We start from the raw sequence: 26,444 nt of genomic DNA, 5'->3' as shown, positions 1-26,444 counted from the left end.
CGAGCTTGTGTGACCGAGAGGACGAAACACGAAGAGGCGACCCCAGGGGTCGCCTCTTCTGTTTTATCTGGTGAAGTGCCCGCCCGACTCTGATGGGGTGTCCGCGCTATAAAGCCATGCCATCAGCCAAAACGGTGGCGCGCTATTTCAAACAGCGACATATGAAGCGGGATCAGCTGTTGCCAGTCGCGGCGATAGCCGCCACCGGGCACTGCCGCGATGGGCACGCCGTGCAGCAGTGCACAGTCAAACACCATGGCATCGCGCAGGCGAACCCCTTCATCGCTCAGGGAGAGATAACCAAGCTCGTCGGCATGATGCACATCGACGCCCGCCTGATAGAGGATGAGATCCGGCGAATAGAGCTGCAGTGCCAGTGATAGCGCCTGTTGCAGTGTGGTGAGATAGGCATCATCCGTCATGCCGCTTGGCAGCGGAAAGTCGAGGTGAGAGGCGGCTTTGTGATGGGGAAAGTTATGCTCCCCATGGAGGGAGAGGGTGATGATATCGCGCCGTCCAGCGCACAGGGCCGCACTGCCATCTCCCTGATGCACATCGAGATCGACGATCAGCACCTGTTCACAGCGCCCCTCGTCGAGGCAAGCCTGGGCCGCAATCACCAGATCGTTGAACAGACAAAAACCGCTGCCGTGATCCCGGTGGGCGTGGTGGTAGCCACCGGAGATCTGCAAGCCGCAGCCCTGCTCAAGTGCATAGCGGCTGGCGGCAATAGTGGCACCCACCGAGCGCAAGGTGCGCTCCATCAGCATGGGTGACCAGGGAAAACCGATCTTGCGGATGGCGCGCTCTTCAAGCTGGCCACTCAGGGCCGCCGCGACATAATCAGCATCGTGAATGCGACAGATTTGCTCCCGGGTGGCCGACGGCGCTTCGCCAAGGGGGTAACCCTGCACCTGCAAGCGCTCAAACAGCCCCTGATACTTGGCCAGCGGGAAGCGATGGCGTTCGGGCAGGGTCAGGGAGGAGTAGAGGGGGTGATAGAAAATATGCAGTGACATCAGGGCATTGTTCCATCGATGCAGAGATGAACCTGGATATGAAAAAGGGGAGCCAAGCTCCCCTTGTCATTCCCGACGGGTCAGGATGATGTTTCCGGATTACTGCTGCTGGATAACCCAGATCTGGAAGGCTTTGCGGGTTTCCGCATCGGCCTTGTTGTACCAGTTTTGCAGTTGGGTCAGGGCTTCCGGATTGCTTTGCGCCTTGCTGGGCGCGGCTTGGGCCGGTGCGCTGGCGGCAGCCATCACGGCAGCAGAGGAGACGGCAACGGTTTTGGGCTGGTTGAAAGCTTTGCCCATGTTGATCAGCTCTTGCTGATAGTCACGGGTCAGCTGGAAGCCCTCTACTTTCGGCATTACGAACTGTTCACTGCTCACTTGCTGTCCTGTGACCTTGTCTTTCAGCGCCACTTTCTGATCTTTCAGGAACTGTTTGGCTTCTGCTTCATTGCGGGGCTTTTTATAGTCCAGCACCAGCTGCTGATTGTCGGCTGCAGTGAAGTTCAGCACCAGCGGCTCGGCGGTCACCAGCTTGATTTCGTTACGGCTGGAGTAGTTGCCTTCAAAGGCGACGACCAACTGGTGCTTGCCGGCAGAGAGGGGGAAGGTGCTGGTTTTGTCGAGCAGCTGGGGGTTGATGGATTGGCCATCAATCAACTGCACGATGTAAGGGGTGGATACTTCCAGTTTGGCATCAGCCAAGGCGCTACCGGCCCACAACAGACCAGCCAGCGCCGGTACCAGAACAGTCAGTTTCATTTCATCTCCTTGAACAGTCAGGCGATTGCCCACTGAAAACAGGGGCTCATTTTTACAGGTTTGGTCTACTGCGGCAATGGCTCTTTCTGGAGGTGTATGTTCGTGCAGTTGTCAGTTCATTTATCAATAACGGCATGCTTATTTATTCGAACCGCCGTGTAAACGGGGGGAGGGCATCAAGTAACCCCTTGCCATAACGTTTGGTCAGTAGACGCCGGTCCAGAATGGTGACCCGTCCCCGATCGGCCTCTTTGCGGATGAGGCGGCCACAGGCCTGGATCAGTTTGCGCGATGCCTCCGGCACCGTCAGTTGCAGAAAGGGGTTGCCTCCTCGCTGCTCCACCCACTCGGCGGTAGCCTCCTCGACCGGTGAGTTGGGCACCGCAAAGGGGAGTTTGGTGATCACCAGATTGGTGAGGTAGTGACCCGGCAGATCCAGCCCCTCCGAGAAGCTGCCGGTACCAAACAGGATGCTGGCTTGACCGCCATCGCATTTCTGCTTGTGCAGGGTGAGCAGGGCATTGCGGGAGGCTTCCCCCTGCACCAGCAGTGACAGTCCCTTGGCTCGCAAGCCAACGGCCACCTCATTCATCTGGCGGTAGGAGGAGAAGAGCACCAGACTCGCCTCCTTGCCCGCCAGAATACGTGGCAGCACGCTGATGAGTTCATTGGTAAAGGCTGGTGAGTTGGGTTCGTGCTCCATCTTGGGCAGATAGAGCTCGGCTTTCTGGTAGTCAAAGGGGGAGCGCAGGCGCAGATAGCGGGTACCGTCGTGCTCCTTGAGCCCCACCTGATGGCGAAAATAACTAAAGGAAGAGAGTGCTGTGAGGGTCGCGGAGACCAGTACGGCTCCCAGACATTTCGACCAGAGCCACTCCTCCAGCAGATAGCCCACCTCAATCGGTGAGGCGTGCAGCCAGATATCGCCGTCATCGCTCTTGGCCATCCAGCGGGCGAGCGGGGTTTTACCGGTCGGCACATGGCGCCCCAGCATCTCCCAGAGGGCGCAGAAACTCTCCAGCCGTTGCAGATGAAAACCGCTCTCTGCCAGCAGAGGTTCGGCCTCCTTGCGGCGGATCTCGCCATCTTTCAGCGCTTCACCTATGGCCCCTTGCATCCGATCCAGCGCCCGCAGAGCCTTCTTGCTCGACTCCTTGAGATTCTCTGCCAGCATGGGCAGGGGATCCGGCAATACCCCTTCGGCGAAGCGGTAGTGGGGTTCCGTGCCAAACAGCCGATCGTTGGCGCTGAGCCACTGCTCGACCGCCTTCAGATCGGGCTGGATGGTGGCCAGTGCATCCTGCAGTTTGAGTTGGGGGTCGAGCAGGCTCTCCTTATTAAGAGTCCGCGCCAGCTTGCCTGCACTTTGTACCAGCTTCTCCAGCCAGCGACGCGAGCCTTTGACGCTGGCCGACGCTGCGCCGTGATCCCGGGCGATGGTGGGCAGGTGATGGGCCTCATCCAGCACATAGATGCACTCATCAGGGGGCGGCAGAATGATGCCGCCGCCCATGGTGAGATCGGAGAGCAGTAGCGCATGGTTGACGACCAGCACATCGGCGCTCTCCATGTCGTTGCGGGCGCGATGAAAGGGGCAGTGCTGGTGATGGCTCAGCGCCTTGTTGCAGGTGTGGCGGTCTGCGGCGATGCGATCCCAGCAAGTGTCGGGAATGGGCTCCGGCCAGTTGTCCCGATCCCCGTCCCACTTGCCATTGGTGTAGGCCTGCCACAGCGCCTGGTAGCGATCCTTGTCGCTGTCCGATGGTTTGGATTTGCTCAAACTGCCAAAGTCGAGCTCGAAGTTGGCCATCTCGGCGCCACTGGTTGCCTGCTCCAGCAGATGCTCGCAACAGTAGCGTTGACGCCCCTTGACCAGCATAAAGCGAAACGGAAGCTCGCTGTGGCGGTGGTAAAAAGGAAGGTCTTTGTGGATCAGCTGCTCTTGCAGGGCCACTGTGGCGGTGGAGATCACTAGCTTCTTCTGGGTGAGTCGCGCCACCGGAATGGCGCCCTGCGCATAGGAGAGGGATTTGCCGATACCGGTGCCCGCTTCGGCAACCAGAATACGGCGTTGTTTGTCGTACTCGCCGGTCAGGGTTTTGGCTATCTCGGCCACCAGAAAGTTCTGCTCTTTGCGCGGCACAAAACCGGGTAATCCATCCGAAATCTGGCGATAGGTTTGACGAATGGTTGCTTTGAGGCGAGTAGAGAGCATGAAGAGAAGGCCAGTTAGGGGTCAATAGAAGGACAAGGATACCCGCAACCCCTCGGTGAGGTCGAGGCAACAGCCATTATCACGGCAGTTTTACGCTGATCAGACCACTTTGGTTGTTTATCAGGTAGTTAGCGTTATTTGCATGCAAAATAGACTATTTGAGTCCAAATAATCAGCAGGATTCATTGTAAACGTTTTCCTTTTACCTTGCCGTCAGGTGAGACTTGGCTCACATTTTTGCCTCCATGACTATGGTTTGCGTAAAAAGTTCCAAGTTTTTTCATTGCGGTTCAAAAAATCCGGTGCTAGTCTCGGCGGCATAGTGATGCAAAGAACATCGCTAACACAGGGAATAACAACAACTTAGTGTTTAATTACAGTAGGCATTGGAAACTATGAAAAAGACAATTCTGGCTATTGCTATTCCGGCTCTGTTTGCATCCGCCGCTAACGCCGCAGTGATCTATGACAAAGACGGTACCACTTTCGACGTATACGGCCGTGTACAGGCTAACTACTACGGTGAGCACGATGATACCGATGGCGAGCTGATTGGTTCTTCCCGTCTGGGCTGGTCCGGTAAAGTTGCTCTGAACAACACCTGGTCCGGTATCGCCAAGACCGAGTGGCAAGTTGCTGCTGAAAACTCCGACAAGGGCAGTGACGGTAAGTCTAGCAAGTTCGATGCTCGTCATATCTATGCAGGCTTTGACGGCACCCAGTACGGTAAAATCATCTTCGGTCAGACCGACACTGCTTTCTACGACGTACTCGAGCCGACCGATATTTTCAACGAGTGGGGCGATGCGGGTAACTTCTATGACGGTCGTCAGGAAGGCCAGGTTATCTACTCCAACACCTTCGGTGGTTTCAAAGGTAAAGTTTCCTACCAAACCAATGACGACGTAGCGGTCAAGATCACTGACGTTGGTCAGAAGGTCAAAGAAGATGCCATCTTTGGTTCCGACGTTAAGCGTAAGAAAGCTTATGCCGTTGCCGCCGGTTACGATTTTGACTTCGGCCTGGGCTTCAACGCCGGTTATGCCTACTCCGACCTGCAAAACAAAGTTAATGGTCAGACTGGTAAGAAAGACGAGTGGGCTATTGGCGCGCACTACGCTATCAATGGCTTCTATTTTGCCGGTGTATACACTGAAGGCGAAGTGAAGAACAAGAGCCTGGGTCTGAAAGATGACGGCCGTGGTTACGAGCTGGCTGCTTCTTACAACGTAGATGCTTGGACCTTCCTGGCTGGTTACAACTTCAAAGAAGGCAAGGCCAACGCTCAAGCTGCCGGTTCTACTTACAAGGATCTGGTTGACGAGACCCTGCTGGGTGTTCAGTACGCTTTCACTCCGAAGCTGAAAGCTTACACCGAGTACAAGATCCAGGGTATCGAGAAGCATGACGACGAGTGGACTGTTGCTCTGCAGTACAACTTCTAATAAGTTGAACAAGAGTAATATCCAGGCTTGAGTCTTTGACCAGGCTACAAATGGCCGAGATAATTTCTCGGCCATTTTCTTTTTTGGCGACAGCGGATTGGCGCCATGATAAATCGCCGGATTGCTGTGTTAAGTGATCTTTGGCAAACCATTTGTCTCGGTTAATCTCTCCTGCTTCCTGCTTCCTGCTTCCTGCTTCCTGCTTCCTGCTTCCTGCTTCCTGCTTCCTGCTTCCTGCTTCCTGCTTCCTGCTTCCTGCTTCCTGCTTCCTGCTTCCTGCTTCCTGCTTCCTGCTTCCTGCTTCCTGCTTCCTGCTTATCTCTTTGATGGGGAGGGCACTGCTCTCCTTTACGTCATACAGTCGTTGCTCGCAGCAGCTTGGTTTGACCGTGAGAATCTGGCTGCCCTTGCAAGGGGCGGTGCTATTTGCGCGGATTGTGCGGATATTGAGGGGGCATACATGGTGGATGTGATGCTGCACAGGGGGAGGGGATTGTGAGGCCAATCAGCGGTAGGTGCTTGGTGTGTCGCCGCTCTCGACTGAGTTAGCGTTGAAATTAGTAACAAACAAAAGGGAAGATGCCTGAGTATCTTCCCTTTTTGGTGATATGAGCGTTCCTGCTTTTGCAGGATCAGCCGTGTTGGCGGTGGTCGTTGGCCTGGGCGAGCAGCATGCGGCTTTCACGCAGGAACTGGTCGGCATGCTCGCCGAAGAAACCGGAAACTTGCGAGAATGCGTTGATGAAACCGTCCCTGTCTCCTCGCTCCAGCAGCCCCAGCGCTTCGCCGAAGTTTTGGTAGTAGCGACGGATCATCGCCAGATTCTGCGGTGACGACAAAATGATGTCGGCATAGAGGTGGGGATCCTGGGCAAACAGCCGCCCCACCATGGCGAGCTCCAGCCGGTAGATGGGGGAGCTCAAACTCAGCAGGCGATCCAGATTGGCCTGCTCCTGGGAGAGGTGCCAGCCATAGGCAAAGGTGGCGAAGTGACGCAGTGCCTGAATGAGGGTCATCGCCTCATCGTGGGCCTTGGCTTCCACCTGTTGCAAGCGGGCGCCCCAGATGGTCATCTGATCCAGTAGCCATTGGCTGGCGGCGGGGTCACGACCCTGACAGCAGACAATCACCTGCTTGGCGAGGCTCGCCACATCCGGCCCGAACATGGGGTGCAGTCCCAGTACCGGCCCCTGATGCACCGCCAGCATATGTTCGAGCGGCGCCGCCTTCACGCTGGTGACATCCACCAGCAGGCAGTGAGCGGGCAGGTTGCCGAGGCGATCGATGATCTGGCAGGTGATATCGATGGGCACCGCTACCATCACCAGACCGGCTCCGGCGAGGATCTCGTCAGCGCGCGGCCAGTCGGCTTGTTCCAGCGTCTCGACCCGATAGCCTGAGAGGCTGAACATATGACCAAACAGCCGACCAAGCTGGCCCTGACCGCCGATGATGACCACCTTGCCAAGGTTCGGCTTGATGCATTTGAAGCCTGTATCTTTCTCGCTAGCATAAGATTCGCGCATCACACGGCGCAGCACGTCTTCGATGAGATCGCCGGGCACCCCCAACTGCTCGGCCTCGGCGCGGCGGCGGGCCAGCATGCTTGCCTCCCGATCCGGTGCATAGATGGGCAGGCCGTGGCGGCTCTTTACTTCACCCACTTCTCCTACCAGGGCCAGACGGGCGGCCAGCAGATCGATCAGCTGCTTGTCCACCGCATCTATCTTGTCCCTGAGTACATTCAACTCTTCAGCCATATCCAGTCCCTGCTGGCGCCGCGAGTGGCGGCGCCCTGAAATTCAAGATGCAACAAGGTATCACGGCGTGAGCGGCTTGATGCCACCAGCGGTGATACCTCGATTGTTCAATAGGTTACGACAAGATACCACGGCTTACCGTGCAGTTCTGCCCTTGAGAGGGTCAGCCAGCTGGTTGTGGCAGCGGGCCAGCAGGGTAGCGGTGGTGTCCCAGTCGATGCAGGCATCGGTGATGGAGACCCCGTAGCGCATCTGCTCCTTGGGCTGCTCGCTGGACTGGCTTCCCTCGAACAGGTTGGATTCGAGCATCACCCCGATGATGGAGCGGTTGCCCTCCTGGATCTGGTGGATGACGTTGTCGGCCACCTTGGGCTGCAAACGGTGATCCTTGCTGGAGTTGCCGTGGCTGCAATCCACCACAAGGCTCGGCAGCAGGCCCGCTTTCTCCAGCGCCTCTTCCGCCAGCGACACGTTGACCGAGTCGTAGTTGGGATGTTTGCCGCCGCGCAGGATCACGTGGCCATCCGGGTTGCCCTGGGTCTGCAGCAGCGCAACTTGGCCCTGCTGGTTGATCCCCATAAAGGCGTGAGGGGAGGAGGCCGCCTGCAACGCATTAATGGCAGTCCCCAAGTTGCCGTCGGTGCCGTTCTTGAAGCCGACCGGCATGGAGAGGCCGGACGCCATCTCCCTGTGGGTCTGGGATTCGGTGGTGCGGGCGCCGATGGCTGACCAGGAGAAGAGCTCGGCCAGGTATTGCGGGCTGATGGGGTCGAGCGCTTCTGTGGCCAGCGGCAACTCCAGCTCCGCCAGCCAGCAGAGCAGCTCGCGGGCACGGTGCAGCCCCAGTTCCACATCGAAGGTGCCATCCAGATTGGGGTCGTTGATAAAGCCTTTCCAGCCGACCGTGGTGCGCGGCTTCTCAAAGTAGACCCGCATGACAATGTAGAGAGAGTCCTGATAGGCATCATGCAGCGCTTTGAGTCTGGTTGCGTACTCTTTGGCGGCGTCCATGTCGTGGATGGAGCAGGGACCACAGATCACCAGCAGCCGGTGATCGCGGCGGTGAATGATATCGGCGATGGTATTGCGGGCCCCTTGCACGAATGCCAGCGCCTTGTCGGAGATGGGTAACTTCTCCTTGAGCTGGGCAGGCGTGATCATCACTTGTTCGGACTGGATATGTATATTGTTCAGGGGATCTCGTTGCATAGCCTCTTCGCCTCGTCAGAGTCAGCACACTGGTTTTGATACCACCAGCTGTAATTTTAAGTTTACGAAAGTACCACTTTCGTTACGAATGGCCATCACAATACCAAGTAAATGCCAACTTTCAAGTGTGAATATGGAATTTAATAGCCTTTTGGCAATATGAAAGTACTGCTCATCGCCAAAGGTTTGGATTAACTGCCAAATTTGTCCATGAAAAGCTACTGCTGTAATTATATATTTACAGTCTAAAAAGGGGAGGTCGAATGGCGGGGGGCAAGTGGCTATAAAAAACGGGAGCCTGTAAGGGCTCCCGTTTTTTGTCGCGATAACAGTGCTGGTCGGAGAGTTATGCCGGTACGGCCTGCTCTACAGCCTGCTTGCGCGCCGTTTTTGCCAGTGCATCCAGCATGGGCTTGGTGACCAGTACGATCCCCTGTTCGGATCGGTGGAAGCGGCGGGCATCTTCATCGGCGTTCTCACCGATCACCATCCCTTCCGGCAGCTTGCACCCCTTGTCGATCACTACCCGACGCAGCCGGCAGCCGGCACCGATCTCCACACCCGGGAAGATCACGGCTTGATCCAGAGTGCAGAAGGAGTCGACCCGTACATTGGTGAAGAGCACCGAGCTCAGGATGAAGGAGCCGCTGACGATGGTGCCGCCCGAAAACATCGAGTTGATGGTCATGCCGTGCTGACCGTTTCTGTCCTGCACGAACTTGGCGGGAGGGGTCATGTTCTGGCTGGTCCAGATGGGCCACTCCTGATCGTAGATATCCAGCTCCGGCGTGACGGAGGCGAGATCCATGTTGGCTTCCCAGAAGGAGTCCACGGTGCCCACGTCGCGCCAGTAGGGACGGCGATCCGGACAGCAACCGACACAGGACATGCCAAACGGGTGAGCGAATGCGGTGCCCTCTTTCACCACGCGGGGGATCACGTCCATGCCGAAATCATGATGGGACTGCGCGTTGGCAATGTCCTCTTCCAGCAGTTGGTAGAGATATTCGGCATCAAAGATATAGACGCCCATGGAGGCCAGCGCGGTGTCGGCCTTGCCCGGCATGGCAGGCGGGTTGGCGGGCTTTTCGACGAAGGCGTTGATCTTGCGATCATCATCCACAGCCATTACCCCGAAGGCGCTTGCTTCACTGCGTGGCACCTCTATGCAGGCTACAGTCACCTTGGCACCCATATTGACGTGGTCGAGCAGCATGGCGGCGTAATCCATCTTGTAGATGTGATCGCCTGCCAGCACCACCACATATTTGGGGGCGTGATCGCGGATGATATCCAGATTCTGGTAGACCGCATCGGCGGTACCCCGATACCAGTTCACCTCATCCACTCGCTGCTGGGCAGGGAGCAGATCGATAAATTCGTTCATCTGGTAGCGCAGGAAAGACCAGCCGGACTGGAGATGGCGCAACAGGCTGTGGGATTTGTACTGGGTCACGACACCGACCCGACGAATGCCGGAGTTGATGCAGTTGGAGAGCACGAAATCGATAATGCGGAATTTGCCGCCGAAATGGACGGCAGGCTTGGCACGGTTGTCGGTTAACTGTTTGAGGCGACTACCCCGCCCTCCTGCGAGTACCAGAGCCATGGTCTCGTTCAGCAACTGTCTGGCTTTTGCTGTATTGGCAGGTTGTAACAACATCTCATATCCCTTTGTAGATAAATCACTACAATGTTGCCTCCTTTGAACCCTCAAGAAAGTGCTTTCAGTCACATTTCAGGGTTTTTGACGTAATAAAATGACCTTTTTGTTATTAAAAATGACGGATTGATCCGTCATTGCTTTCAATATGGTCAGTTGTCAATTGAGGCGACTTGGCCAGTAACAGGAGCGACGGGGATTGGCGGGGGAGGGTAGAAAAAGCCCCTGCCAATGGTTGGCAAGGGCATAGTTGGTAGAGGCTCGATTAGCCGACTCTGGATAGCAAGGGTCAGGCTGCGTTGGTCACTGGCTCCTCGCTCTTTTTCTGATAGGCCTGCGGGGTGAGGCCCAGCAGCTCCTGCACGGTCGAGGCAACGGTAATAGAGGAGACGGTGCCTACCAGGATCCCGGCAAACAGGGTGAAGGAGAAGCCGTAGAGAGCGTCACCGCCAAACAGCAGCAGCGCGCCCACGGTAAACAGGGTGGTGCCCGAGGTGATCATGGTGCGACTGAAGGTTGCCCTGATGGCCACATCGGAGCATTCGTGGATGCCCATCTGGGTACGCGAGCTCAGCAGATCCCGCAACCTGTCCGAGATGACGATGCTGTCGTTGAGGGAGTAGCCGATCACCGCCATCAGACCGGCGATGATGTTCAGATCGAATTCGATCTGAAAGAGTGACAGCAGCCCCAGCGCTACGATAGCGTCATGGACCACCGAGAGCAGGATGCCGATGGCCTGACGCCACTCGAAGCGAAACGCCAGATAGGCCGACATCGCCAGCGAAGCGACCAGCACGGCCAGCATACCCTGCTGGAACAGCTCGGCACCCACCTGAGGACCGACGATGGTGGTGCGCAGCAACTCGACCGGCATCCCCAGCTGTTGGGTCAGCATGGTGGCGAGATCTGCCGCGGGCCAGGGCAGTTCGTGGGGAGGCAACTTGATCAGCCACTCGCCGGGAATACCGGCCGAGCTCAGCTCAACGGCTCCCGCCAGCGGGGAGACCAGCATGGCATTGAGCTCATGGGCCTCTTTCAGGGTCTGGATATGAAACTCCAGCAGGATCCCGCCGGTAAAATCGAGCCCCAGTGTCAGGCCGTTCACCAGCAAGATGGCGACGCTGGCCACGGTCAGCAGGATGGAAGCCCACAGGCCGATATAACGCCAACGGGTCAGCCCCATGGCAACGATCATTCTCAACATAATTCTCTCCTTGGCCAGCCAGCATCAGGCTGTTGGCCCATCACGACGTGTCGCGACACGCCGGGAAATAGTGTTCTGCTTTGGCCGCTCCGGCCATATCCATGGCCGATGGCGCAACCAAAGCCGCTCATCAGAGGGATTGCTGTCCCGTTACACCTTCAGCGTGCGCTCGTTGCTGCGTCCCCACAGGGGATTGATGATGGCGCGCGTTCCCCAGATCCCGGTGATCATGCTGGAGAGCAGACCCAGAATGAGGGTGATGGAGAAGCCCTGCAGCGGCCCGGAGCCGATGGAGTAGAGCACCACGGCGCAGATGAGGGTGGTGATGTTGGCATCGAAAATGGTGTGGAAGGCCGAGCGATAGCCAAAGTCGATGGCGTTGGCCAGTGAGCCCCCTTCTCGCAGACGGTCCCTGATCCGCTCGAAGATCAGCACATGGGTATCCACCGCCATGCCCACCGTCAGCACCAGACCGGCGATCCCCGGCAGGGTCAGCACGGCGCCCGGCAGCACTGCCAGCATGCCGACCTGCATCAACAGGTTGGCGACCAGCGCCGTGATGGCAACCCAGCCGAATTTGCGGTACCAGGCCATCATAAACAGCATCATGCCTGCCATGCCGAAGGCCAGCGCGGTGAAACCCGCCTCGATATTCTGCATCCCCAGCGTCGGGCCTATGCTGCGTTCTTCCAGGATCTTGAGAGGGGCGGTGAGGGCACCGGCGCGCAGCAGCATGGCCAGCTCTTGTGCTTCCGGCAGACTGCCAATGCCGGTGATGCGGAACTGGTTGCCAAGGGCGGTCTGGATGGTGGCGACGTTGATCACCTCGCTCTGGGCGCGCAGTTTGCCCTGGGCATTGGTCTTGTACTCGGTGAAGACGGTCGCCATCGGCTTGCCCACATGCAGGCGGCTGAACTGGTTCATCTTGCTGCCACCCAGGGTGTCAAGCACGATATTGACCTGGGGCTGGCCCATCTCGCCCATATTGGCGCGGGCATCGACGATGTGCTCGCCGGTGAGTACCGGCTTGCGCGCCATGCCGACGGCCTGACCGTTGCGATCGGCGATGTAGAAGTGGCTGTCGGCTTTGGCCTCGTAGAAGGCCAGCGAGGCGGTGGCCCCGATCACCTCTTTTGCCTGCTTGGGGTTATGTACCCCGGGCAGTTCGATACGGATACCATCCTGCCCCTGACGCACCACCGAGGCCTCGACGATGCCGAGCTCGTTGATCCGTTTTTTCAGGATCGACAGGTTCTGGGTCACGGCGTTGTTGACCAGCAGGGTACGCTCCGCCTCGCTCAGCACCAGTTTCAGATCATTGCCGGAGCGGGTCAGCTTCCACTGATCCTGACGGGTACCGGCACTCTCCTTGATGATGGCGAGCCAGCTCTCCTGTTCGGCCACCTCCGGCAGGGTGACGGCTACGGCGCCCTGTGCGCTGCGCGTGACGCTGGCGCCGCGCAGGTTGGCTTCACGGAAGCGGGTGCGCAGGGTATCCACCAGATTCTTGGTCTGATTGTCGATGACAAAGTCCACGTCCACCCCGATAAGCAGCTGGGAGCCGCCACGCAGGTCCAGTCCCAGCTTGATGGGATCGGCGCCGAGGCGGGTGATCCAGGTCGGCGCGTTGGAGTGAAACTCCAGGGTGAGGGCGGCACTGTCGACCCCTTGCTGCTCCAGCAACTGCTTTGCGCGCTGCTGCTCGCCCTGGCTGGCAAAGACCAGCTCGACCCGCTCAGGTTGCTCAATGACCTTGATCGGGGTCAGGTGCTTGTCGCTCAGCAACATCTGTTGCTGGGGGGTCAGGCGCTGCTGTCCGTGCAGGCCGAGGGAGGGCTGCTCACCAAAAAAGGTGGGCAGGGAGTAAAAGGTAAAGGTCAACAGCATCAACAGCAGCAGTGCGTACTGCCACTTGCTCATGTGGTTGAGAACGGTGCGATTGCTCTTTCTCATGGCAAACAAGCCTCTGTCAGGAGAATGGTGCCCGGGCCGATAGCAACAAGGCTCGGCAAGGCGCAAAAAATGGGATGCATCAGATGCGGATCAGGCAGTTGCCGGATCCGTCAGGAAGAGGAGATGAGCAAACAGTGGATGTGCCAGCCCCTCCGGGGTTAGGCGTTCAGATAGCTCTGGGTGAAGCGGTATTGCAGATGTTGGCGATGTAGATGGCGCCGATGGATCGCACCGAAGCGATCGCGAAAACTCTGTTTGTGATAGAGCTCGGGGGCCAGCATCAGCCAGCCGAGCAGTAACAGCAGGATGGCCTGGGCCGACCAGCTCTGGATCAGCTCGTAGACCACACTCTTGGGCTGGTTGTCACTGCGCAGGGATTGTTCGAGACGCAGCAGGTGATTCTGATGGCTGCCGACAAACTTGATGATGCCATCATCGCTGTCGCTAAGCTGATTGAACACCTGAGTCTGCTGCTGTTCACTGTGGGGAGATGCGGGTAGCAGCGGGCCTTCCATTCGGGCGATGGAACAAAGCAGGGTGAGGGCGATAACCAGAGTTACCAGCACCAGTTTTACTTTGTCGATAAGGCGCAAAAGTTAATTCCCGATAAATAGGAAGGGCAAACTACCATAAGCGCCCGGTTTGAACAAGGTTGCCCCGGGCACATGGCACCATTCGGTGCCGCTCGTCAGCTGCCGCTCATCTGCTTGAAGTCGCGTGCATAACCCTTGAGCAGGGAGTAGAGATGGGCCCGCTGGGAGATATCCAGCGACTGGCTCATGGCGCTCAGCCAGTTGACGGTACGCTGGCGCGACTGCTCGGTATAGCCGGTAAAGCGGCCATCCATCAGCCCATCCCCCTCGGCCAGCAGGTCAGTCAGCTCGCGGGTAAAGTCGGGACTTTGGCGCTGCTTCATCAGCCTGTCCAGCTCCTGGGTCCAGGACTCCTGAAACTCGAGCCAGGGGGGCATCAGCTCGTATTGCCATTCGGCCCACTGGGCCACCAGTGGCGCCTGTGCCGGTTTCACCTCACCAATCCAGAACTCGAGCCGCTTGTTCATCTTGTCGCGAAACTCCGCCAGCATCTGCTCTTTGGGCTCAGTGGCAAAGTCCTTTTGCCGCTCCTGTTGCCGCTTGACCCGATCGGTCATGAAGCGGGCCACCTGCTCGTCGGTCAGGGTGCGCGCCAGCCTGACCGCGCGGGGGATAGTGTTTTCCAGCGTGCGGGTCAGACTCTGCTGCACCGCATCTAGGTTGGTCGAGATCTGCTCCGGCGTCATGGGGCTGGCCACCGCCTTGGCCAGTGCATCGAGATCCCTGGCGTAGCGCGGCAGCTCGTGCTGGCGGTGCCAGGCCATCAGCCCCTTCACTTCGCGGCTGAGCAGATCCTTCTGCGAATAGGAGAGGGCAAAGTAGTCATCCAGCTGCCAGATGATGGCGGTATCGAGCCAGTAGTAGATCACTCGGGTGGAGCAGCCGGTCAGCAGCAGGCCGATCAGCAGCAGACCCCAGGTTTTCGGCTTGTGCCAGCGCACCTTGTTTATCATCTGTTACTCCAGTCGTTGCCGGTTGATGGCGATCAGGGTGTCATAGTCGAGTGAGGGCTGTTGCTCTGCCATCAGCAGGGCCCAGAGTAGGCCGATATAGTCGACCCAGGGTAAAAATGCCTCGCTCTGAAAATCGGGCCACTGGTGGCGCGGCACGGCCTGCAGATAGTGCGCTTCCAGCTCGTCGCGCCGCTCGGCGGGCCACTCATGGGTGCGCTGGATGCTGGCGAGCTCAAAGCCGGGGTGACCTGCCGCGCCATACTCCCAGTCGATGACCCAGGGTTTGCTTCCCAACAAGTTAGCCGGATTGAGATCATGGTGGCAAGGGCGCCAGCAATCATTTGGCTCACTGCTGACGAGCAAGCTCCGCTCCAGGGCGGGCAGCCAGGAGGGGATGTGTGCCAGTCGGGCGCGATAGCCCGCCGCGTGGGCTCGCACCGCCATCACCACCGCAGGTAGCGGCAGGCGATGGAGCTTGCGCAGCACCTCAGCTAGCAGACGGGGCTGATCGACTGCCGGTGGCGCCGCGTGCACCCAGTTTGGCTCATCGCACCATTCGAGCAGCATCAGACCGCTGGCGGGATCGCCATAGTGGCAAGGCAGCGCTAGTCCTTCGGCTATCGCCCCCTGATAAAGCTGCCACTCGGTGGGACGGTCGATACCAAGGCGCACCGGGTCGGAGTGGCCCTGACGCAAAAAGTAACTGCGCCCCGAGGGGAGGCGCAGTCGATAGTTGCAGTTGGTCAGGCCTAACCCGAGTGGTTCCAGCTGCCCCTCCCGCCAGGGGGCGGGCAGGCTGGCCAGTAGCGGATCACAGTTGCCTGTCACCGGGAGCCTGTTACCAGCCAAAGGTGGATTTCTTCGCCTGTTTGCGGATCTCTTTCTGATCGGCCCACAGCAGTTCGCCGTTTTGCAGATCCATCAGGTTCATGGTCATCTGGTAGTAGACATCCTTCACCTTGCCATTGTCCTTGACGATGCTGGCGAGGTTGCCATAGACCATGTAGCGGGCACCGGTCTGTTTGCCAAGCCGCACCATGGAGGCAGGATCCACCATGCCGCTGCTCTGCTGGTATTCGAGCTGCTGCTTGACGGCGGCCACCTTGCTCATGTCGACGAAGCGGAATTTGCCGGCCCGCAGCAGCTTGGTGCGGATGGTATCGGTGATCGCTTCGGTATCGATGTGCTCGGAGGTCTTGTTGCGGATAGAGTCCATAAACATCACCGGACGACCGCCAGCGGTGATCTCGCTGGTGGCTGGCGACGCCAGCATGGAGTCCGCCATCTTGTCGGCGATGGCTTGCAGATCGCTTGAGCCGTAATCGACGGTGACGGTTTCGGTTTCAGTGGGATCGCCATAGCTGACCGTGGTGCTGGAGCAGCCGCCCAAGAGCAATGCAGAGGTCAATATCAGCAGGGCATGATTCATTTTCATCAGTAGGATTCCTCAATCACTTCGCGTACGTAAATCCGGTAACCCTGCGCCGCCGGGCTGGGCGCCAGGGCCGAGAGGGTGCGGGTCTGATAGCCATGCAGCTTGATGGGGGTCCAGCCGCGGCCATCGCTGGCGACCTCCTGACCGGCCTCATCATACCAATAGAAGATATATTGCAGCTTGTTATCGCCGCGCTGGGTGCTGGCGGCGGCCACATTGACCTGCAGCAGGCCATTTTGCTGGCGGCGGCTCAGCTCGGTCAGGGTGACGTTGACGTTTTGATGCTGCTCCAGCGTGGGTGCACCGCCCGCCGGGCCATAGAGCGCCACGCCGGAGGTGTTGGTGGCGCAGCCGGTCAGCAGCAGCGCGAGCCCGAGGGCCAACCCGTATGCTTTCATCTTGCTCTCCTTAATCGGGTGAGTGGGGCCGCGTGTGAGCCTGCCCGGTTAATTGTCTTGCTCATCTATCTTCGCCATCTGCTCAGAGCGGCATCACCCGGGTGGTCAGACCGGCGCCGAGGCGCTGTACCCAGACCAGGGTGGTGCGTCCCTTGTGGATGGTGAGCGGCAATTGCCGCTGCGCCGCCCCCGCGCCCAGGGTGAGATTGATGTCACCGGCCGGCACCATTCCCTGCCAGCTCGATGCCTGAGCTGGCAGCGTCAGCCAGCTGCGGGTATCGGCCCGCTCGGAGAGGGTGTTGAAGATCCCCACCAGAATATTGCCCACATCCCCTCCCTCTTTGGCGGCGGTGCGGCGCATCTGCTCCTTGGCCACCAGTCGCAGCGCCTGGCGGGTCAGCATGCCGGGCAGCCGCTCTTGCAGATCTTTGGCGGCCAGCGCTTCCAGCCTGACCAGCTCGCTGGTCTGCTCGACCCGCTTGCCGACTTCCACCGTCAGCGGGCCGGTGTCGCTGGCCCGATTATCGTAATAGGGGATGGCGACGGTAAAGGTGCGAAAATCGCCGCGGGAGGTGGAAATGGGGAGCGGCAGGAACAGTTCTCGCCGTGCCGGGATCAAACCATCTTCAAACAGCACCACCAGTTGGCCTTGATCTTTTGCAAGCGGCGGCGCTTTGCGGCCTATCTTTTTCTCGGTCTCGCGGATCTCGTCCGGTGAGCCACGCAGCCGCGCCAGACGCAACAAGGCATCTTGCAGGCTGCGGTTGTCCGGCGCTATCTGGTAGCCGCGCTGATAGTCGACCCAGGCATCGTTGAGATCCCCGGCCGCCTCATAAAGCACGGCAGAAAAGTAGAAGGTGTAGGCGTTCTGAAAACCGTTCTTGACCTTGCCGATCAACCGGTCGAGATCCGGTGCGCCGCGCGACATCAGCTGGCGCATCTCGCCTTCTGCTTCGGCCTCTTCGCTCTCATCCTTCGCTTTGCGCACCTCATCGGCTCGCCGTTTCAGGGCCTGTTCCTGCACCTGATTGGCCCGACGCACCTCCACCAGGGCGCCATTGGCATCACCCCGTTGCAGATAGTTGAGTGCCAGATAGTGATGCAGCATGGTGCGTTCGTAATCGGGAGTACGATAGGCCATCGACTGATCGTTAGTGAGCAGACTGCCCACCTGATCCAGACCGTGGCTCAGCCGGTATTCGGCCTGATTGTCTTCCCACTGAAGGCGGCTGTCGGCGGCGGTGAACGCCTGCTTGCTGCCCGCATCCTGACCCGCCAGCCAGGCGATACGCCCCTGTTCAAGGCGATCGAGGATAAAGGTGTCATCGCCGAGGGTGGAGTCGCGCACCTCGGGCAGCGCTTCGGCGGCATGGCCCAGCAGCAGCTGGTTGCGCAGCGGCACCATCTGATCGGAGTAGGAGACGAACATGTCTTGCCAGCGGGAGGCGCAGCCCCCCAGCAACAGCAGGGCGCCGCAGAGCAACAGGGCGCTGCGGCAGGTTGATGCGTTGCGATTCATTACAGGCTGAGCAGCGGTCCCAACGGCTCGCCGCCGACCAGATGCATGTGGATGTGGTAGACCTCCTGCCCGCCGTGGCGGTTGCAGTTCATGATGAGGCGGTAGCCATCTTCGGCGATGCCCGCATCGCTTGCCAGCTTGCGGGCCACGGTGAACATCCGGCCAAGGGCCAGTTCATGTTCGGCTTCCACGTCATTGACGGTGGGGATCAGCACATTCGGGATGATCAGGATATGGGTCTTGGCCTTGGGCTGGATATCCCGGAATGCGGTGACCAGATCGTCTTGATAAAGGATGTCGGCAGGGATCTCTTTACGGATGATTTTGCTGAAAATGGTTTCTTGCGCCATGGCTAACTCCCTTATATGAAAAAGAAAATTGAACTTGCATCCCAAGCGGCTCCCGAAAGAAGGCGAGCAGCGCGTCAAGTGTGACACAAGCCGAGATTTGACACAGCTGATGTCCCATTCCCTTCAGTTATTGTTAAGAATACCGATAGCCAGAGGGACGTCATCTGCAGCGCCTGTTCAGGGGTCTGCAGGGTATCAAAAGGACGGGGTACTCAGGCAAGGGACTTTTGCATATACAGCGGGACAATAATGAAACAAACAATGTCGGATCTCTCCATCTTGCAGCGAGTCTACCTTGGCTTCGCGATCCTGGTGGCCGTGATGGTGGCCAGTTCACTACTCACATTTCGTAGTCAGAATACTCTTGGGGGAGCGCTGGAACAGGTGACCCGGCAGTCTATGCCGCTGGTGATTGCCAGCAGCCAGACCCAGATCACCCTGCTCAGTGCCAACAAGTGGCTGGGGGATGTGCTCACCGAGCAGGACCCCAAACAGCTGCCTGCCGAAGTGGCCGAACTGAAACAGGCCAAGGCCGCGGTGGGCAAGAGCCTCGATGCCTTGCGCCAGCAGGTCGCCCACCACCCCGAACTGCAAGGGGAGATGGGCACTCTGAGCCAGCAGGTCGACAGCTACCTGCAACTGACCGATACCCTGCCGGGCGAACACGAGGCGCTGCTCACCCGATTGCACAAGGTCAATCTGGCCAAGGGGCAGTTTCAGGTCAGCTTGCCCCAGTTCAAGAAGAGTCTGGGGGACATGATGATCACCATCGACGACAGCTTCATCAAGATGCTCTCCGAGACCCTGACCACCAAGCTCTCCGCTATCGAACTCTCCACCATGGATGCCCTCAATCAGAGCATTCCGGCCCCCATTGAAGCCGCGCTCAAGCGCAACAGGATGCAGATGGAGGGGTTCAACAGCACCATCAAGGATCTGCAGGGTGAGCTCAAGGATTTCGACAACAACATGGGTCACTACGTCCACGGTTTCGTGCGCGATACGACCGGTAATGAAGGTGTACTCGCCCAGTATCTGACGCTGATGCAACAGCAGGAGCAGATGCGGGAGAAGAGCAAGCAGGCGAGTGCGCTCATCGTGGCAATTCAGGATCGGCTTGAGCGGGTCACCTCTCAGAGCCAGCAACTGATGAACCAGAGCATTCAGCATGCCAAAGCCGCACAGAGCCAGAGCACCCTGACTCAGGGAGCCAGCATCGTAGTCGCCATCCTGATTGCCATGCTGGTGGCTTATACCCTGGGCAAGGCCATTCGCCGTCCGCTCAGGGAGTTGCTGCTGGTGCTGACCGAAGTAACCCAGGGTGACATGACTCAGCGCATCGGTTTTCAGAGCAAGAATGAATTTGGTCAGCTGGGCAGCCAGATCAACCTGCTGATCGCCCAGATGGGGGAGGTACTGGCGCAGCTTTCACAAGCATCGGCCCAGCTTAACGATGCCGCCCACGGCAACCGTCGCACCACCGAATCGGTGCGGGCGGATCTGGAGAAACAGCGGCAGGAGACCGCCTCGGTCGCCGCCGCCATGACCCAGATGGAGGCATCGGTGCGGGAAGTGGCGCAGGCCGCCAACCAGACTCTGGAGCGAGTGATGGATGTGGAGAAGGCCTCCGAGATGGGACGCAAGGTGATGGCGGGCAATATCACCACCACCCATCAGCTGGCGGGCAAGCTGCAACAGACCGGCAAGGTGATTGGTGATGTGAGCGCCATGAGCAGCCAGATAGGCAACATCCTCGATGTCATTCGCGGCATTGCCGAGCAGACCAACCTGTTGGCTCTCAACGCGGCCATTGAGGCGGCGCGGGCCGGCGATCAGGGGCGCGGATTTGCGGTGGTGGCGGATGAGGTGCGCAGTCTGGCGGGCCGCACCGCCCAGTCCACAAGCGAGATCCAGACCATGATCGAGAACCTGCAGCAGGGGGTCGCCAAGGCGGTAACCGTGATGCAGGAGTGCTCCCGCGAGATGGACAGTTGCGTCGAACAGAGCTCCCACGCCAACAACGCCATGGAGGAGGTGCAGGGGATTGTGGTGCTGATCAGCGACATGTCGAGCCAGATCGCCTCTGCCGCTGAGCAGCAGCAGGCCACCAGCGCCGACATTGCCACCAACCTCAACCGCATCTCCGATATCTCGGATCTCAACTATCAGGGGATTGAGCGGGTAGCCGAGACCAGCCAGCAGCTGGACTCCCTTGCCGAGCAGCAGGAGAGCCTGGTCAAGCGCTTCCGCCTCAGCGCCTGATGGTCGAGAGTTGAAATAACAAGGCCCCGCAGATGCGGGGCCTTGTTATTGCGGTAGTCAACGCAGGAATTACGCGTAGGCGATGGCGCCCTTGCCGACCCCTTCATAAGCGACAATCTTGACGAACTTGTCGCCCACCATCTTCTTCACTTCGCGGGCGATGTAGCAGGCCAGCAGCTCGACCGTGGTGTCGGTGTCGATCATCTCTACCTCGGCGGTGGGGATGGCCAGCTGGAACAGCCCCTGGGGCGCCATATATTTGAAGCCGGTGTGATGCTCGCCAAGCTGGGCATTGGCGCGGGGGCTCAAGGTGAGCTCGGTCAGTGCCACCTTGTCCTCTTCGGTGCCGAGGTAGATATCGCCCCAGCGTTCGGCCCAGTTGAACTCAAGCTCCTGGTCGCGCTCACCATCGACGTGGATCTCGATGGGGGAGCGGTGGCCGTGGGCGATGCGCTGGCAGTTGCCATCGTGCTTTTTCAGGCCGTGGCTGTAGTGGTAGAAGGCACCGGTGATCGCCTCCTGACGCAGGGTCAGGGAGAGATCCTTGATATTGCCCGGTAGCCGTTTGGCCAGTACCGCCAGCAGGTAGCGGGTCACCGACTCTTTATCAACTTGCGGTGCCGGGATAAAGGCGAAGCCCTGGGATGGGCAGCGCAGATGGATGGAGCGCCCCTGGCGCAGCAGATCCACTGTGCTTTCGTCGCCATCCAGTGTCTCGACGTGGATCAGCGGGCACTCTGTCGGTACCAGCAGCTTGTGGTCCACCTCTTCATCGATGATCGACTTGATCAGCTTCTTTACCCGGCCAAAGTCCAGCAGCATGCTCATTTCGTTCAGCTCACCGCTCATTTCGATATCTACCAGCCAGCTCTCGCCCACCATGCCGCGGCGTTCGCACAGGTAGCTGGAGTCGATCACGGTCAAATCTCTTACAAATAACTTCATCAGTCAGGCCTTGCTACAGAGAAAGGGCAGTTTTGCGCTATTATGACCCGCGATTATCGGCAAAGGAACTGGAACCCCCCCATGAACAAACTGCTTATCAAAAATGCCACCCTGGTCAACGAAGGCCGCATCTATGCCTCCGATGTGTTGATCGAGGGGGAACGGATTGCCCGCATTGCCCCGGATATCGAGGCGCCCGATGCGCTGGTTATCGATGCCGCAGGTCGTCATCTCATCCCCGGAATGATCGATGATCAGGTCCACTTCCGGGAGCCGGGATTGACCCACAAGGGGACTATTGCCAGCGAATCCCGTGCCGCCGTCGCCGGTGGCACCACCAGTTTCATGGAAATGCCCAACGTCAATCCCCAGACCACCACCCTCGACGCCCTCGAAGCCAAATACCAGATCGCCGCCAACTCCTCCGTCGCCAACTACAGCTTCTATCTCGGCGCCACCAACGACAACCTTGCAGAGATCAAGCGTCTCGACCCCAAGCAGTCCTGCGGGGTCAAGGTGTTTATGGGCTCCTCGACCGGCAACATGCTGGTGGACAATCAGGAGACCCTGGCGGCCATCTTCCGCGAGAGCCCGGTGATGATCGTGACCCACTGCGAAGACACCCCGACCATCGCCAAGGCGGAAGAGGCGGCACGGGCCAAGTGGGGCGAGAATGTGCCGATGGGCGAGCACGGCCGCATTCGCAGCGACGAAGCGTGCTACAAATCCTCCAGCATGGCGGTGGCGTTGGCCAAGCAGTACGGTGCCAAGCTGCACGTGCTGCATCTGACCTCGGCCAAGGAGCTGTCGCTGTTTACCGCCAGCCACGACCTGAGCGAGCTGAAGGACAAGAACATCACCGCCGAGGTGTGCGTTCACCACCTCTTCTTCAATGAAGCCGATTACGAGACCCAGGGCAGCCTGATCAAGTGCAACCCTGCGGTGAAGAGTGCCGCCGACCAGCAGGCGCTGCTGGATGCGGTACGTAACGACGTGCTTGATATCATCGCCACCGACCACGCTCCCCACACCTGGGAAGAGAAGCAGAACAGCTACTTCAAGGCGCCGTCCGGTGTGCCGCTGGTGCAGCACTCTTTGCAGGCGCTGCTGGAGCTCTACCACAACGGCGTGTTTACCCTGGAGACTATCGTCAAGAAGACCTCCCACGCGGTAGCCGAGCGCTTCCAGGTGCAGGATCGCGGTTATATCCGCGAGGGGTATTTCGCCGATCTGGTGCTGCTGGATCTGGGCAAGCCCTATGTGGTCAACGATGACAACATCCTCTACCACTGTGGCTGGTCGCCCTTCAACGGCTACCGCTTCCACAGCACGGTGGAGATGACGCTGGTGAACGGCCAGATCGCCTGGCAAAACGGGCAGGTGACTGACCAGATCCTGGGCAAGCGGCTGACCTTTAACCGCTGATTGTTCGCAAAGCAGGCGAACGCACCGTGGCCGAGGAATTGGCGGCGTTTCCCTGTTGACAGGGCAGGGTCATCTCCATAAACTCTGCCCCCGTCAGCCGAGCTGACTCCGTCGGTGTGTAGCGCAGCCAGGTAGCGCATCTGCATGGGGTGTAGAGGGTCGGAGGTTCGAATCCTCTCACACCGACCAAATTCCCCGGTAAAGGCCTTGTCAAACGACAAGGCCTTTTCTTTGGCTACGTGTTGAAAGGCTAATCTTGAAGTAGGCCATCACCTTGAGGTCTACCATCATGGATACCCCAGCCTTTCAACACCTGTTGTCCCTTTTTCCCCAGTTAACCCTGCGCCAGCGCCGTGTTGCTCAGCAGGAGCTCACTGCACCCCACACCATTACCTCGCTCAATACTCAGTTACCGGCATGCAGTGGCTGCCCCCATTGTCAGGCCGATGTTACCCAGCTGGCGCCTTGGGGATGGAGTCGGGGACTGCGCCGCTACCGTTGCAAACTGTGTCTGCGCACCAGCACCGTTCTGACCAAGACGCCCTTGGCCAGATTGCGTAAAGCACAGTGCTGGGAAGACTACGCGCAAGCCCTCATCGAAGGACTGACTGTCCGCCAGGCTGCGCGGCGCTGTGGGGTCAGCAAGAACACCGCGTTCCTCTGGCGTCACCGCTTCTTGCGCGCGATGGCAACCCATCAGGCCACCCGGGAAGAGGGCATCGTTGAGGTTGATGAGACCTTCTTCCTTGAATCGTTCAAGGGGCAGCGGGGACTGCCGCGTCCACCACGTCATCGCGGTGGTAAAGGTCGAACTCGTGGAACCGGGCCAGATTACATCCCGGTGATGGTGGTACAAGAGCGTGCAGGCCACCATGCGGATTTCCAGTTGGAGAAAATAGATGCCGAGACGGTCATCGCGGTGTTGAAGCCGTTGGTGTCACCGGATGCGGTGCTGTGTAGCGATGGGGCGGGTGTGTATGCCTGTTTCAGCAAGGAACAGGGTATAACCCATCAGGTGGTGCGCAATCGTCAAGGCGAACGGGTAGTCGGTGCGTATCACATCCAGCATGTGAACGGATATCACCATCGGTTGAAAGAGTGGATGGAGCGATTTAATGGAGTGGCGACGCACTACCTGAAGAACTACCTGGGTTGGCGCAGGATGTTGGAGCGTTACGGAAAAGGCGTAAATATCAAAGTGTGTTTGTATGAGGCCCTGGGGCGCCCCATGCAACACGTAATTGGGACATAGCCTTTTCTTTTGCCTGCTATTTGCCCTAGAGGCGTGAAGTCAGTGGTGGTGCACGCTGGTCGCTGTTGGCGTGAGCAGATTGTGCAGCCACCGCGCTTTATGTTGTAGTAACAACTCTGTTGCTCATTTGCCTGTCGAGGCCTCTCGTGTCTGCATCCCTATCTAAACCCTGTTGTCTGCTGATGCTCACCCTGCTGCTGGTGGGCTGCGCCACCCCTTACGAGAGTGAAAAGTCATTCTGGAACGGCCAGACCGGTTTTTCCCAGACCCGGCTTGGCCCGGACAAGTGGCAGCTGGAGTTTGTCGGCAACGATCTGGTGGACAGGGAGACCGCCCGCAAATATGTGCTCAAGCGGGCAGGGGAGCTGGCACTGGCAGAGGGGTACTCCTGGCTCAAAGTCGATGAGCTGACCATTAACCGCGATGCCGTCAGGGTGACCCCATCACGGCCGATCTTCGGCTTTGACGAGGATGAACCGGATCTCTTTATGTCCCAGATGCAGGTGCAGCACACCATCTCGGCGCTACTCACGTTTACGCTGTTGCAACAAGCGGTTGATGAGCGAAGTCTTTCCGCGAAATATCTCGCTGAAATAAAAATAAACAGCGATTAATATTGGCTTTTTGCAAGATCTATATCACATACACCTAATAGCAGCATAAAATTCTGGATAAACCCTCTAGATTTACCCCCTGCTTTTAGGCATTCTCCCAGCATACCAGCCGCCAGGAATCAACGGCTCGGATCACAAAAACGGACTGTTGTGGCTCCCATGCCACCGTTTACGGCTTGCACCAATCAAAACCGGGACTCCCCCATGAAAATGAATAAACTGACGGTCGCCATCCTCATCTCCATGATGTTTGGCATCCTCACCGGCCAGGGCTATCGCATGTTTGCCGCAGATCAGGCTGCGGATTTTGCCAATAACATCACGATCCTGACCGATATCTTCCTGCGACTGATCAAGATGATCATCGCTCCCCTGGTCTTCACCACCCTGGTGGTCGGTATCGCCAAGATGGGCGACACCCGCACCGTGGGGCGTATCGGTGCCAAGACCCTCGGCTGGTTTATGCTGGCTTCTCTGATGTCCCTGAGCCTGGGTCTGGTGATGGTTACCCTGATGCAGCCGGGTGTGGGGCTTTCGCTCTCCCTGCCCAATGACACCGCCAGCTCGGGCATTGCTGCCGGTGCCATTACCCTGAAAGATTTCGTGACCCACGCCATCCCCAAAAGCGTGGTAGAGGCAATGGCCACCAACGAGATCCTGCAGATCGTGGTCTTCTCCCTCTTCTTCGGTCTGGCCGCCGCTGCGCTCGGCGATCTGGCCAAGCCGGTAGTGGTGCTGATGGCCAGCGCTGCCGAGATCATGCTGAAAGTGACCGGCTACGTGATGAACTTTGCGCCATTCGCGGTGTTTGGTGCCATCGCCGCCATGGTAGCCAAAGAGGGGCTGGGTATTCTGGTTACCTACGGCAGCTTTATGGCCCAGTTCTATATCGCGCTGGCCTGCCTCTGGCTGCTGCTGATCGCCATGGGCAGCGTCTTCCTGCGTGGTCGCGTCATCAAACTGCTGGCGATGATCCGCGAACCCATCCTGCTCGCCTTCTCGACCGCCAGCTCCGAAGCGGCCTATCCGAAGACCCTAGATCGTCTGGAGAAGTTCGGCTGTGACAAGCGCATCGCCAGCTTCGTGCTGCCGATGGGTTACTCCTTCAACCTCGACGGCTCCATGATGTACTGCACCTTCGCGGTGATGTTCATTGCCCAGGCGTATGGCATCGAGCTCTCCATGGCCCAGCAGATCACCATGCTGCTGCTGCTGATGGTCACCTCCAAGGGGATGGCCGGGGTACCGCGCGCCTCTCTGGTGGTGATTGCCGCCACCCTGAATCAGTTCCATATTCCGGAAGCCGGTATCCTGCTGCTGTTGGGGATCGACCACTTCCTCGACATGGGCCGCTCTGCCACCAACGTGCTGGGCAATGCCATCGCCGCCAGTGTGGTTGCCAAGACCGAAGACAGTCTGGGTGAAACCGTCGCGCTGGGCGAGAGTGAGCCAGCCAAAGCCTGACCAC

Annotated in this window: 22 protein-coding genes and 1 tRNA gene; 7 read left to right on the top strand and 16 right to left on the bottom strand. The window is 58.6% G+C overall.

Going from position 1 to position 26,444, the window contains the following annotated elements; genetic code table 11:
* Window positions 1-122: 122 nt before the first annotated feature.
* From I6L44_RS08680 to dinG, 3 genes are all read right to left on the bottom strand, one after another.
* On the bottom strand, window positions 123-1,019 hold the full coding sequence (locus I6L44_RS08680) for a histone deacetylase (protein WP_216954054.1): 897 nt from the start codon (window positions 1,017-1,019) through the stop codon (window positions 123-125).
* A gap of 99 nt (window positions 1,020-1,118) precedes the next feature.
* The gene (locus tag I6L44_RS08675; protein WP_216954052.1) at window positions 1,119-1,778 is read right to left on the bottom strand and encodes a DUF2057 domain-containing protein; all 660 of its coding nucleotides are present in this window, start codon (window positions 1,776-1,778) and stop codon (window positions 1,119-1,121) included.
* A 142-nt stretch (window positions 1,779-1,920) separates the two neighbouring features.
* On the bottom strand, window positions 1,921-3,993 hold the full coding sequence (gene dinG, locus I6L44_RS08670; protein ID WP_216954050.1) for an ATP-dependent DNA helicase DinG: 2,073 nt from the start codon (window positions 3,991-3,993) through the stop codon (window positions 1,921-1,923).
* 395 nt (window positions 3,994-4,388) lie between these two features.
* On the opposite strand from dinG, the gene I6L44_RS08665 reads away from it, so the two are divergent.
* A complete protein-coding gene (locus I6L44_RS08665; RefSeq protein WP_088869706.1) occupies window positions 4,389-5,438 on the top strand; it encodes a porin in 1,050 nt (349 codons plus the stop codon).
* Window positions 5,439-6,070: 632 nt separating this feature from the next.
* On the opposite strand, the gene tyrA is transcribed toward I6L44_RS08665, so the two are convergent.
* The 12 genes from tyrA to hinT form a co-directional block, all read right to left on the bottom strand.
* On the bottom strand, window positions 6,071-7,198 hold the full coding sequence (tyrA, locus tag I6L44_RS08660; RefSeq protein WP_088869705.1) for a bifunctional chorismate mutase/prephenate dehydrogenase: 1,128 nt from the start codon (window positions 7,196-7,198) through the stop codon (window positions 6,071-6,073).
* A gap of 135 nt (window positions 7,199-7,333) precedes the next feature.
* Window positions 7,334-8,407 carry a 3-deoxy-7-phosphoheptulonate synthase gene (locus I6L44_RS08655; protein WP_088869704.1) on the bottom strand — a complete coding sequence of 358 codons (1,074 nt, stop codon included), beginning with the start codon at window positions 8,405-8,407 and terminating at the stop codon, window positions 7,334-7,336.
* Window positions 8,408-8,753: 346 nt separating this feature from the next.
* On the bottom strand, window positions 8,754-10,070 hold the full coding sequence (gene glgC, locus I6L44_RS08650) for a glucose-1-phosphate adenylyltransferase (RefSeq protein ID WP_216954048.1): 1,317 nt from the start codon (window positions 10,068-10,070) through the stop codon (window positions 8,754-8,756).
* 289 nt (window positions 10,071-10,359) lie between these two features.
* Entirely contained in the window at window positions 10,360-11,277 is a 918-nt protein-coding gene (gene secF, locus I6L44_RS08645) for a protein translocase subunit SecF (protein ID WP_216954046.1), read from the bottom strand.
* A 150-nt stretch (window positions 11,278-11,427) separates the two neighbouring features.
* On the bottom strand, window positions 11,428-13,230 hold the full coding sequence (secD, locus tag I6L44_RS08640; RefSeq protein WP_216954044.1) for a protein translocase subunit SecD: 1,803 nt from the start codon (window positions 13,228-13,230) through the stop codon (window positions 11,428-11,430).
* Window positions 13,231-13,388: 158 nt separating this feature from the next.
* On the bottom strand, window positions 13,389-13,823 hold the full coding sequence (locus tag I6L44_RS08635; protein ID WP_216954042.1) for a hypothetical protein: 435 nt from the start codon (window positions 13,821-13,823) through the stop codon (window positions 13,389-13,391).
* A 95-nt stretch (window positions 13,824-13,918) separates the two neighbouring features.
* Window positions 13,919-14,776, bottom strand: coding sequence for a DUF6279 family lipoprotein (locus I6L44_RS08630; RefSeq protein ID WP_005361577.1), 858 nt, complete (start codon window positions 14,774-14,776; stop codon window positions 13,919-13,921).
* Window positions 14,777-14,779: 3 nt separating this feature from the next.
* Window positions 14,780-15,604, bottom strand: a complete 825-nt coding sequence (locus tag I6L44_RS08625; protein WP_254204278.1) for a phosphotransferase — start codon at window positions 15,602-15,604, stop codon at window positions 14,780-14,782.
* Window positions 15,605-15,614: 10 nt separating this feature from the next.
* On the bottom strand, window positions 15,615-16,211 hold the full coding sequence (lpoB, locus tag I6L44_RS08620; RefSeq protein WP_005334041.1) for a penicillin-binding protein activator LpoB: 597 nt from the start codon (window positions 16,209-16,211) through the stop codon (window positions 15,615-15,617).
* Window positions 16,211-16,609: a YcfL family protein gene (locus tag I6L44_RS08615; protein ID WP_005334038.1), complete on the bottom strand. Its 399-nt coding sequence runs from the start codon at window positions 16,607-16,609 to the stop codon at window positions 16,211-16,213. The genes lpoB and I6L44_RS08615 overlap by 1 nt, the downstream gene beginning before the upstream one ends.
* A gap of 82 nt (window positions 16,610-16,691) precedes the next feature.
* Window positions 16,692-18,128, bottom strand: a complete 1,437-nt coding sequence (locus tag I6L44_RS08610) for a COG3014 family protein (protein ID WP_216954036.1) — start codon at window positions 18,126-18,128, stop codon at window positions 16,692-16,694.
* A complete protein-coding gene (gene hinT / locus I6L44_RS08605; RefSeq protein WP_167558071.1) occupies window positions 18,128-18,478 on the bottom strand; it encodes a purine nucleoside phosphoramidase in 351 nt (116 codons plus the stop codon). The genes I6L44_RS08610 and hinT overlap by 1 nt, the downstream gene beginning before the upstream one ends.
* A 249-nt stretch (window positions 18,479-18,727) precedes the next feature.
* On the opposite strand from hinT, the gene I6L44_RS08600 reads away from it, so the two are divergent.
* Window positions 18,728-20,740: a methyl-accepting chemotaxis protein gene (locus tag I6L44_RS08600; RefSeq protein ID WP_167558072.1), complete on the top strand. Its 2,013-nt coding sequence runs from the start codon at window positions 18,728-18,730 to the stop codon at window positions 20,738-20,740.
* A gap of 69 nt (window positions 20,741-20,809) precedes the next feature.
* Here the strand turns inward: I6L44_RS08600 and I6L44_RS08595 are convergent, their stop codons facing one another.
* Window positions 20,810-21,685, bottom strand: a complete 876-nt coding sequence (locus I6L44_RS08595) for a 6-carboxytetrahydropterin synthase (protein WP_167558073.1) — start codon at window positions 21,683-21,685, stop codon at window positions 20,810-20,812.
* 81 nt (window positions 21,686-21,766) lie between these two features.
* On the opposite strand from I6L44_RS08595, the gene I6L44_RS08590 reads away from it, so the two are divergent.
* The 5 genes from I6L44_RS08590 (at window position 21,767) to I6L44_RS08570 (ending at window position 26,440) form a co-directional block, all read left to right on the top strand.
* Complete coding sequence (locus I6L44_RS08590; protein WP_129503690.1) at window positions 21,767-23,110, top strand: dihydroorotase; 1,344 nt, start codon at window positions 21,767-21,769, stop codon at window positions 23,108-23,110.
* A gap of 112 nt (window positions 23,111-23,222) precedes the next feature.
* Window positions 23,223-23,299: transfer RNA gene (locus I6L44_RS08585), tRNA-Pro, on the top strand.
* A gap of 100 nt (window positions 23,300-23,399) precedes the next feature.
* Window positions 23,400-24,362: an IS1595 family transposase gene (locus tag I6L44_RS08580; RefSeq protein ID WP_216951944.1), complete on the top strand. Its 963-nt coding sequence runs from the start codon at window positions 23,400-23,402 to the stop codon at window positions 24,360-24,362.
* Window positions 24,363-24,544: 182 nt separating this feature from the next.
* Entirely contained in the window at window positions 24,545-24,976 is a 432-nt protein-coding gene (locus I6L44_RS08575) for a hypothetical protein (RefSeq protein ID WP_216954397.1), read from the top strand.
* A gap of 204 nt (window positions 24,977-25,180) precedes the next feature.
* Window positions 25,181-26,440 carry a dicarboxylate/amino acid:cation symporter gene (locus I6L44_RS08570; protein WP_005334018.1) on the top strand — a complete coding sequence of 420 codons (1,260 nt, stop codon included), beginning with the start codon at window positions 25,181-25,183 and terminating at the stop codon, window positions 26,438-26,440.
* Window positions 26,441-26,444 lie beyond the last annotated feature (4 nt).

Source organism: Aeromonas sp. FDAARGOS 1414, from assembly GCF_019047065.1.
In the GTDB taxonomy this organism is placed as follows: Bacteria; Pseudomonadota; Gammaproteobacteria; order Enterobacterales; family Aeromonadaceae; genus Aeromonas; species Aeromonas veronii_A.
The sequence above is the reverse complement of the archived record's forward strand: the minus strand, read 5'-3'. Positions and strand labels throughout refer to the sequence as shown.

Excerpts from the sequence above, each read along its gene's own strand:
- I6L44_RS08680 (WP_216954054.1), bottom strand. The coding sequence starts at position 1,019 with ATGTCACTGCATATTTTCTATCACCCCCTCTACTCCTCCCTGACCCTG.
- I6L44_RS08675 (WP_216954052.1), bottom strand. The coding sequence starts at position 1,778 with ATGAAACTGACTGTTCTGGTACCGGCGCTGGCTGGTCTGTTGTGGGCC.
- dinG (WP_216954050.1), bottom strand. The coding sequence starts at position 3,993 with ATGCTCTCTACTCGCCTCAAAGCAACCATTCGTCAAACCTATCGCCAG.
- I6L44_RS08665 (WP_088869706.1), top strand. The coding sequence starts at position 4,389 with ATGAAAAAGACAATTCTGGCTATTGCTATTCCGGCTCTGTTTGCATCC.
- tyrA (WP_088869705.1), bottom strand. The coding sequence starts at position 7,198 with ATGGCTGAAGAGTTGAATGTACTCAGGGACAAGATAGATGCGGTGGAC.
- I6L44_RS08655 (WP_088869704.1), bottom strand. The coding sequence starts at position 8,407 with ATGCAACGAGATCCCCTGAACAATATACATATCCAGTCCGAACAAGTG.
- glgC (WP_216954048.1), bottom strand. The coding sequence starts at position 10,070 with ATGTTGTTACAACCTGCCAATACAGCAAAAGCCAGACAGTTGCTGAAC.
- secF (WP_216954046.1), bottom strand. The coding sequence starts at position 11,277 with ATGTTGAGAATGATCGTTGCCATGGGGCTGACCCGTTGGCGTTATATC.
- secD (WP_216954044.1), bottom strand. The coding sequence starts at position 13,230 with ATGAGAAAGAGCAATCGCACCGTTCTCAACCACATGAGCAAGTGGCAG.
- I6L44_RS08630 (WP_005361577.1), bottom strand. The coding sequence starts at position 14,776 with ATGATAAACAAGGTGCGCTGGCACAAGCCGAAAACCTGGGGTCTGCTG.
- lpoB (WP_005334041.1), bottom strand. The coding sequence starts at position 16,211 with ATGAAAATGAATCATGCCCTGCTGATATTGACCTCTGCATTGCTCTTG.
- I6L44_RS08615 (WP_005334038.1), bottom strand. The coding sequence starts at position 16,609 with ATGAAAGCATACGGGTTGGCCCTCGGGCTCGCGCTGCTGCTGACCGGC.
- I6L44_RS08610 (WP_216954036.1), bottom strand. The coding sequence starts at position 18,128 with ATGAATCGCAACGCATCAACCTGCCGCAGCGCCCTGTTGCTCTGCGGC.
- hinT (WP_167558071.1), bottom strand. The coding sequence starts at position 18,478 with ATGGCGCAAGAAACCATTTTCAGCAAAATCATCCGTAAAGAGATCCCT.
- I6L44_RS08600 (WP_167558072.1), top strand. The coding sequence starts at position 18,728 with ATGAAACAAACAATGTCGGATCTCTCCATCTTGCAGCGAGTCTACCTT.
- I6L44_RS08595 (WP_167558073.1), bottom strand. The coding sequence starts at position 21,685 with ATGAAGTTATTTGTAAGAGATTTGACCGTGATCGACTCCAGCTACCTG.
- I6L44_RS08590 (WP_129503690.1), top strand. The coding sequence starts at position 21,767 with ATGAACAAACTGCTTATCAAAAATGCCACCCTGGTCAACGAAGGCCGC.
- I6L44_RS08580 (WP_216951944.1), top strand. The coding sequence starts at position 23,400 with ATGGATACCCCAGCCTTTCAACACCTGTTGTCCCTTTTTCCCCAGTTA.
- I6L44_RS08575 (WP_216954397.1), top strand. The coding sequence starts at position 24,545 with ATGCTCACCCTGCTGCTGGTGGGCTGCGCCACCCCTTACGAGAGTGAA.
- I6L44_RS08570 (WP_005334018.1), top strand. The coding sequence starts at position 25,181 with ATGAAAATGAATAAACTGACGGTCGCCATCCTCATCTCCATGATGTTT.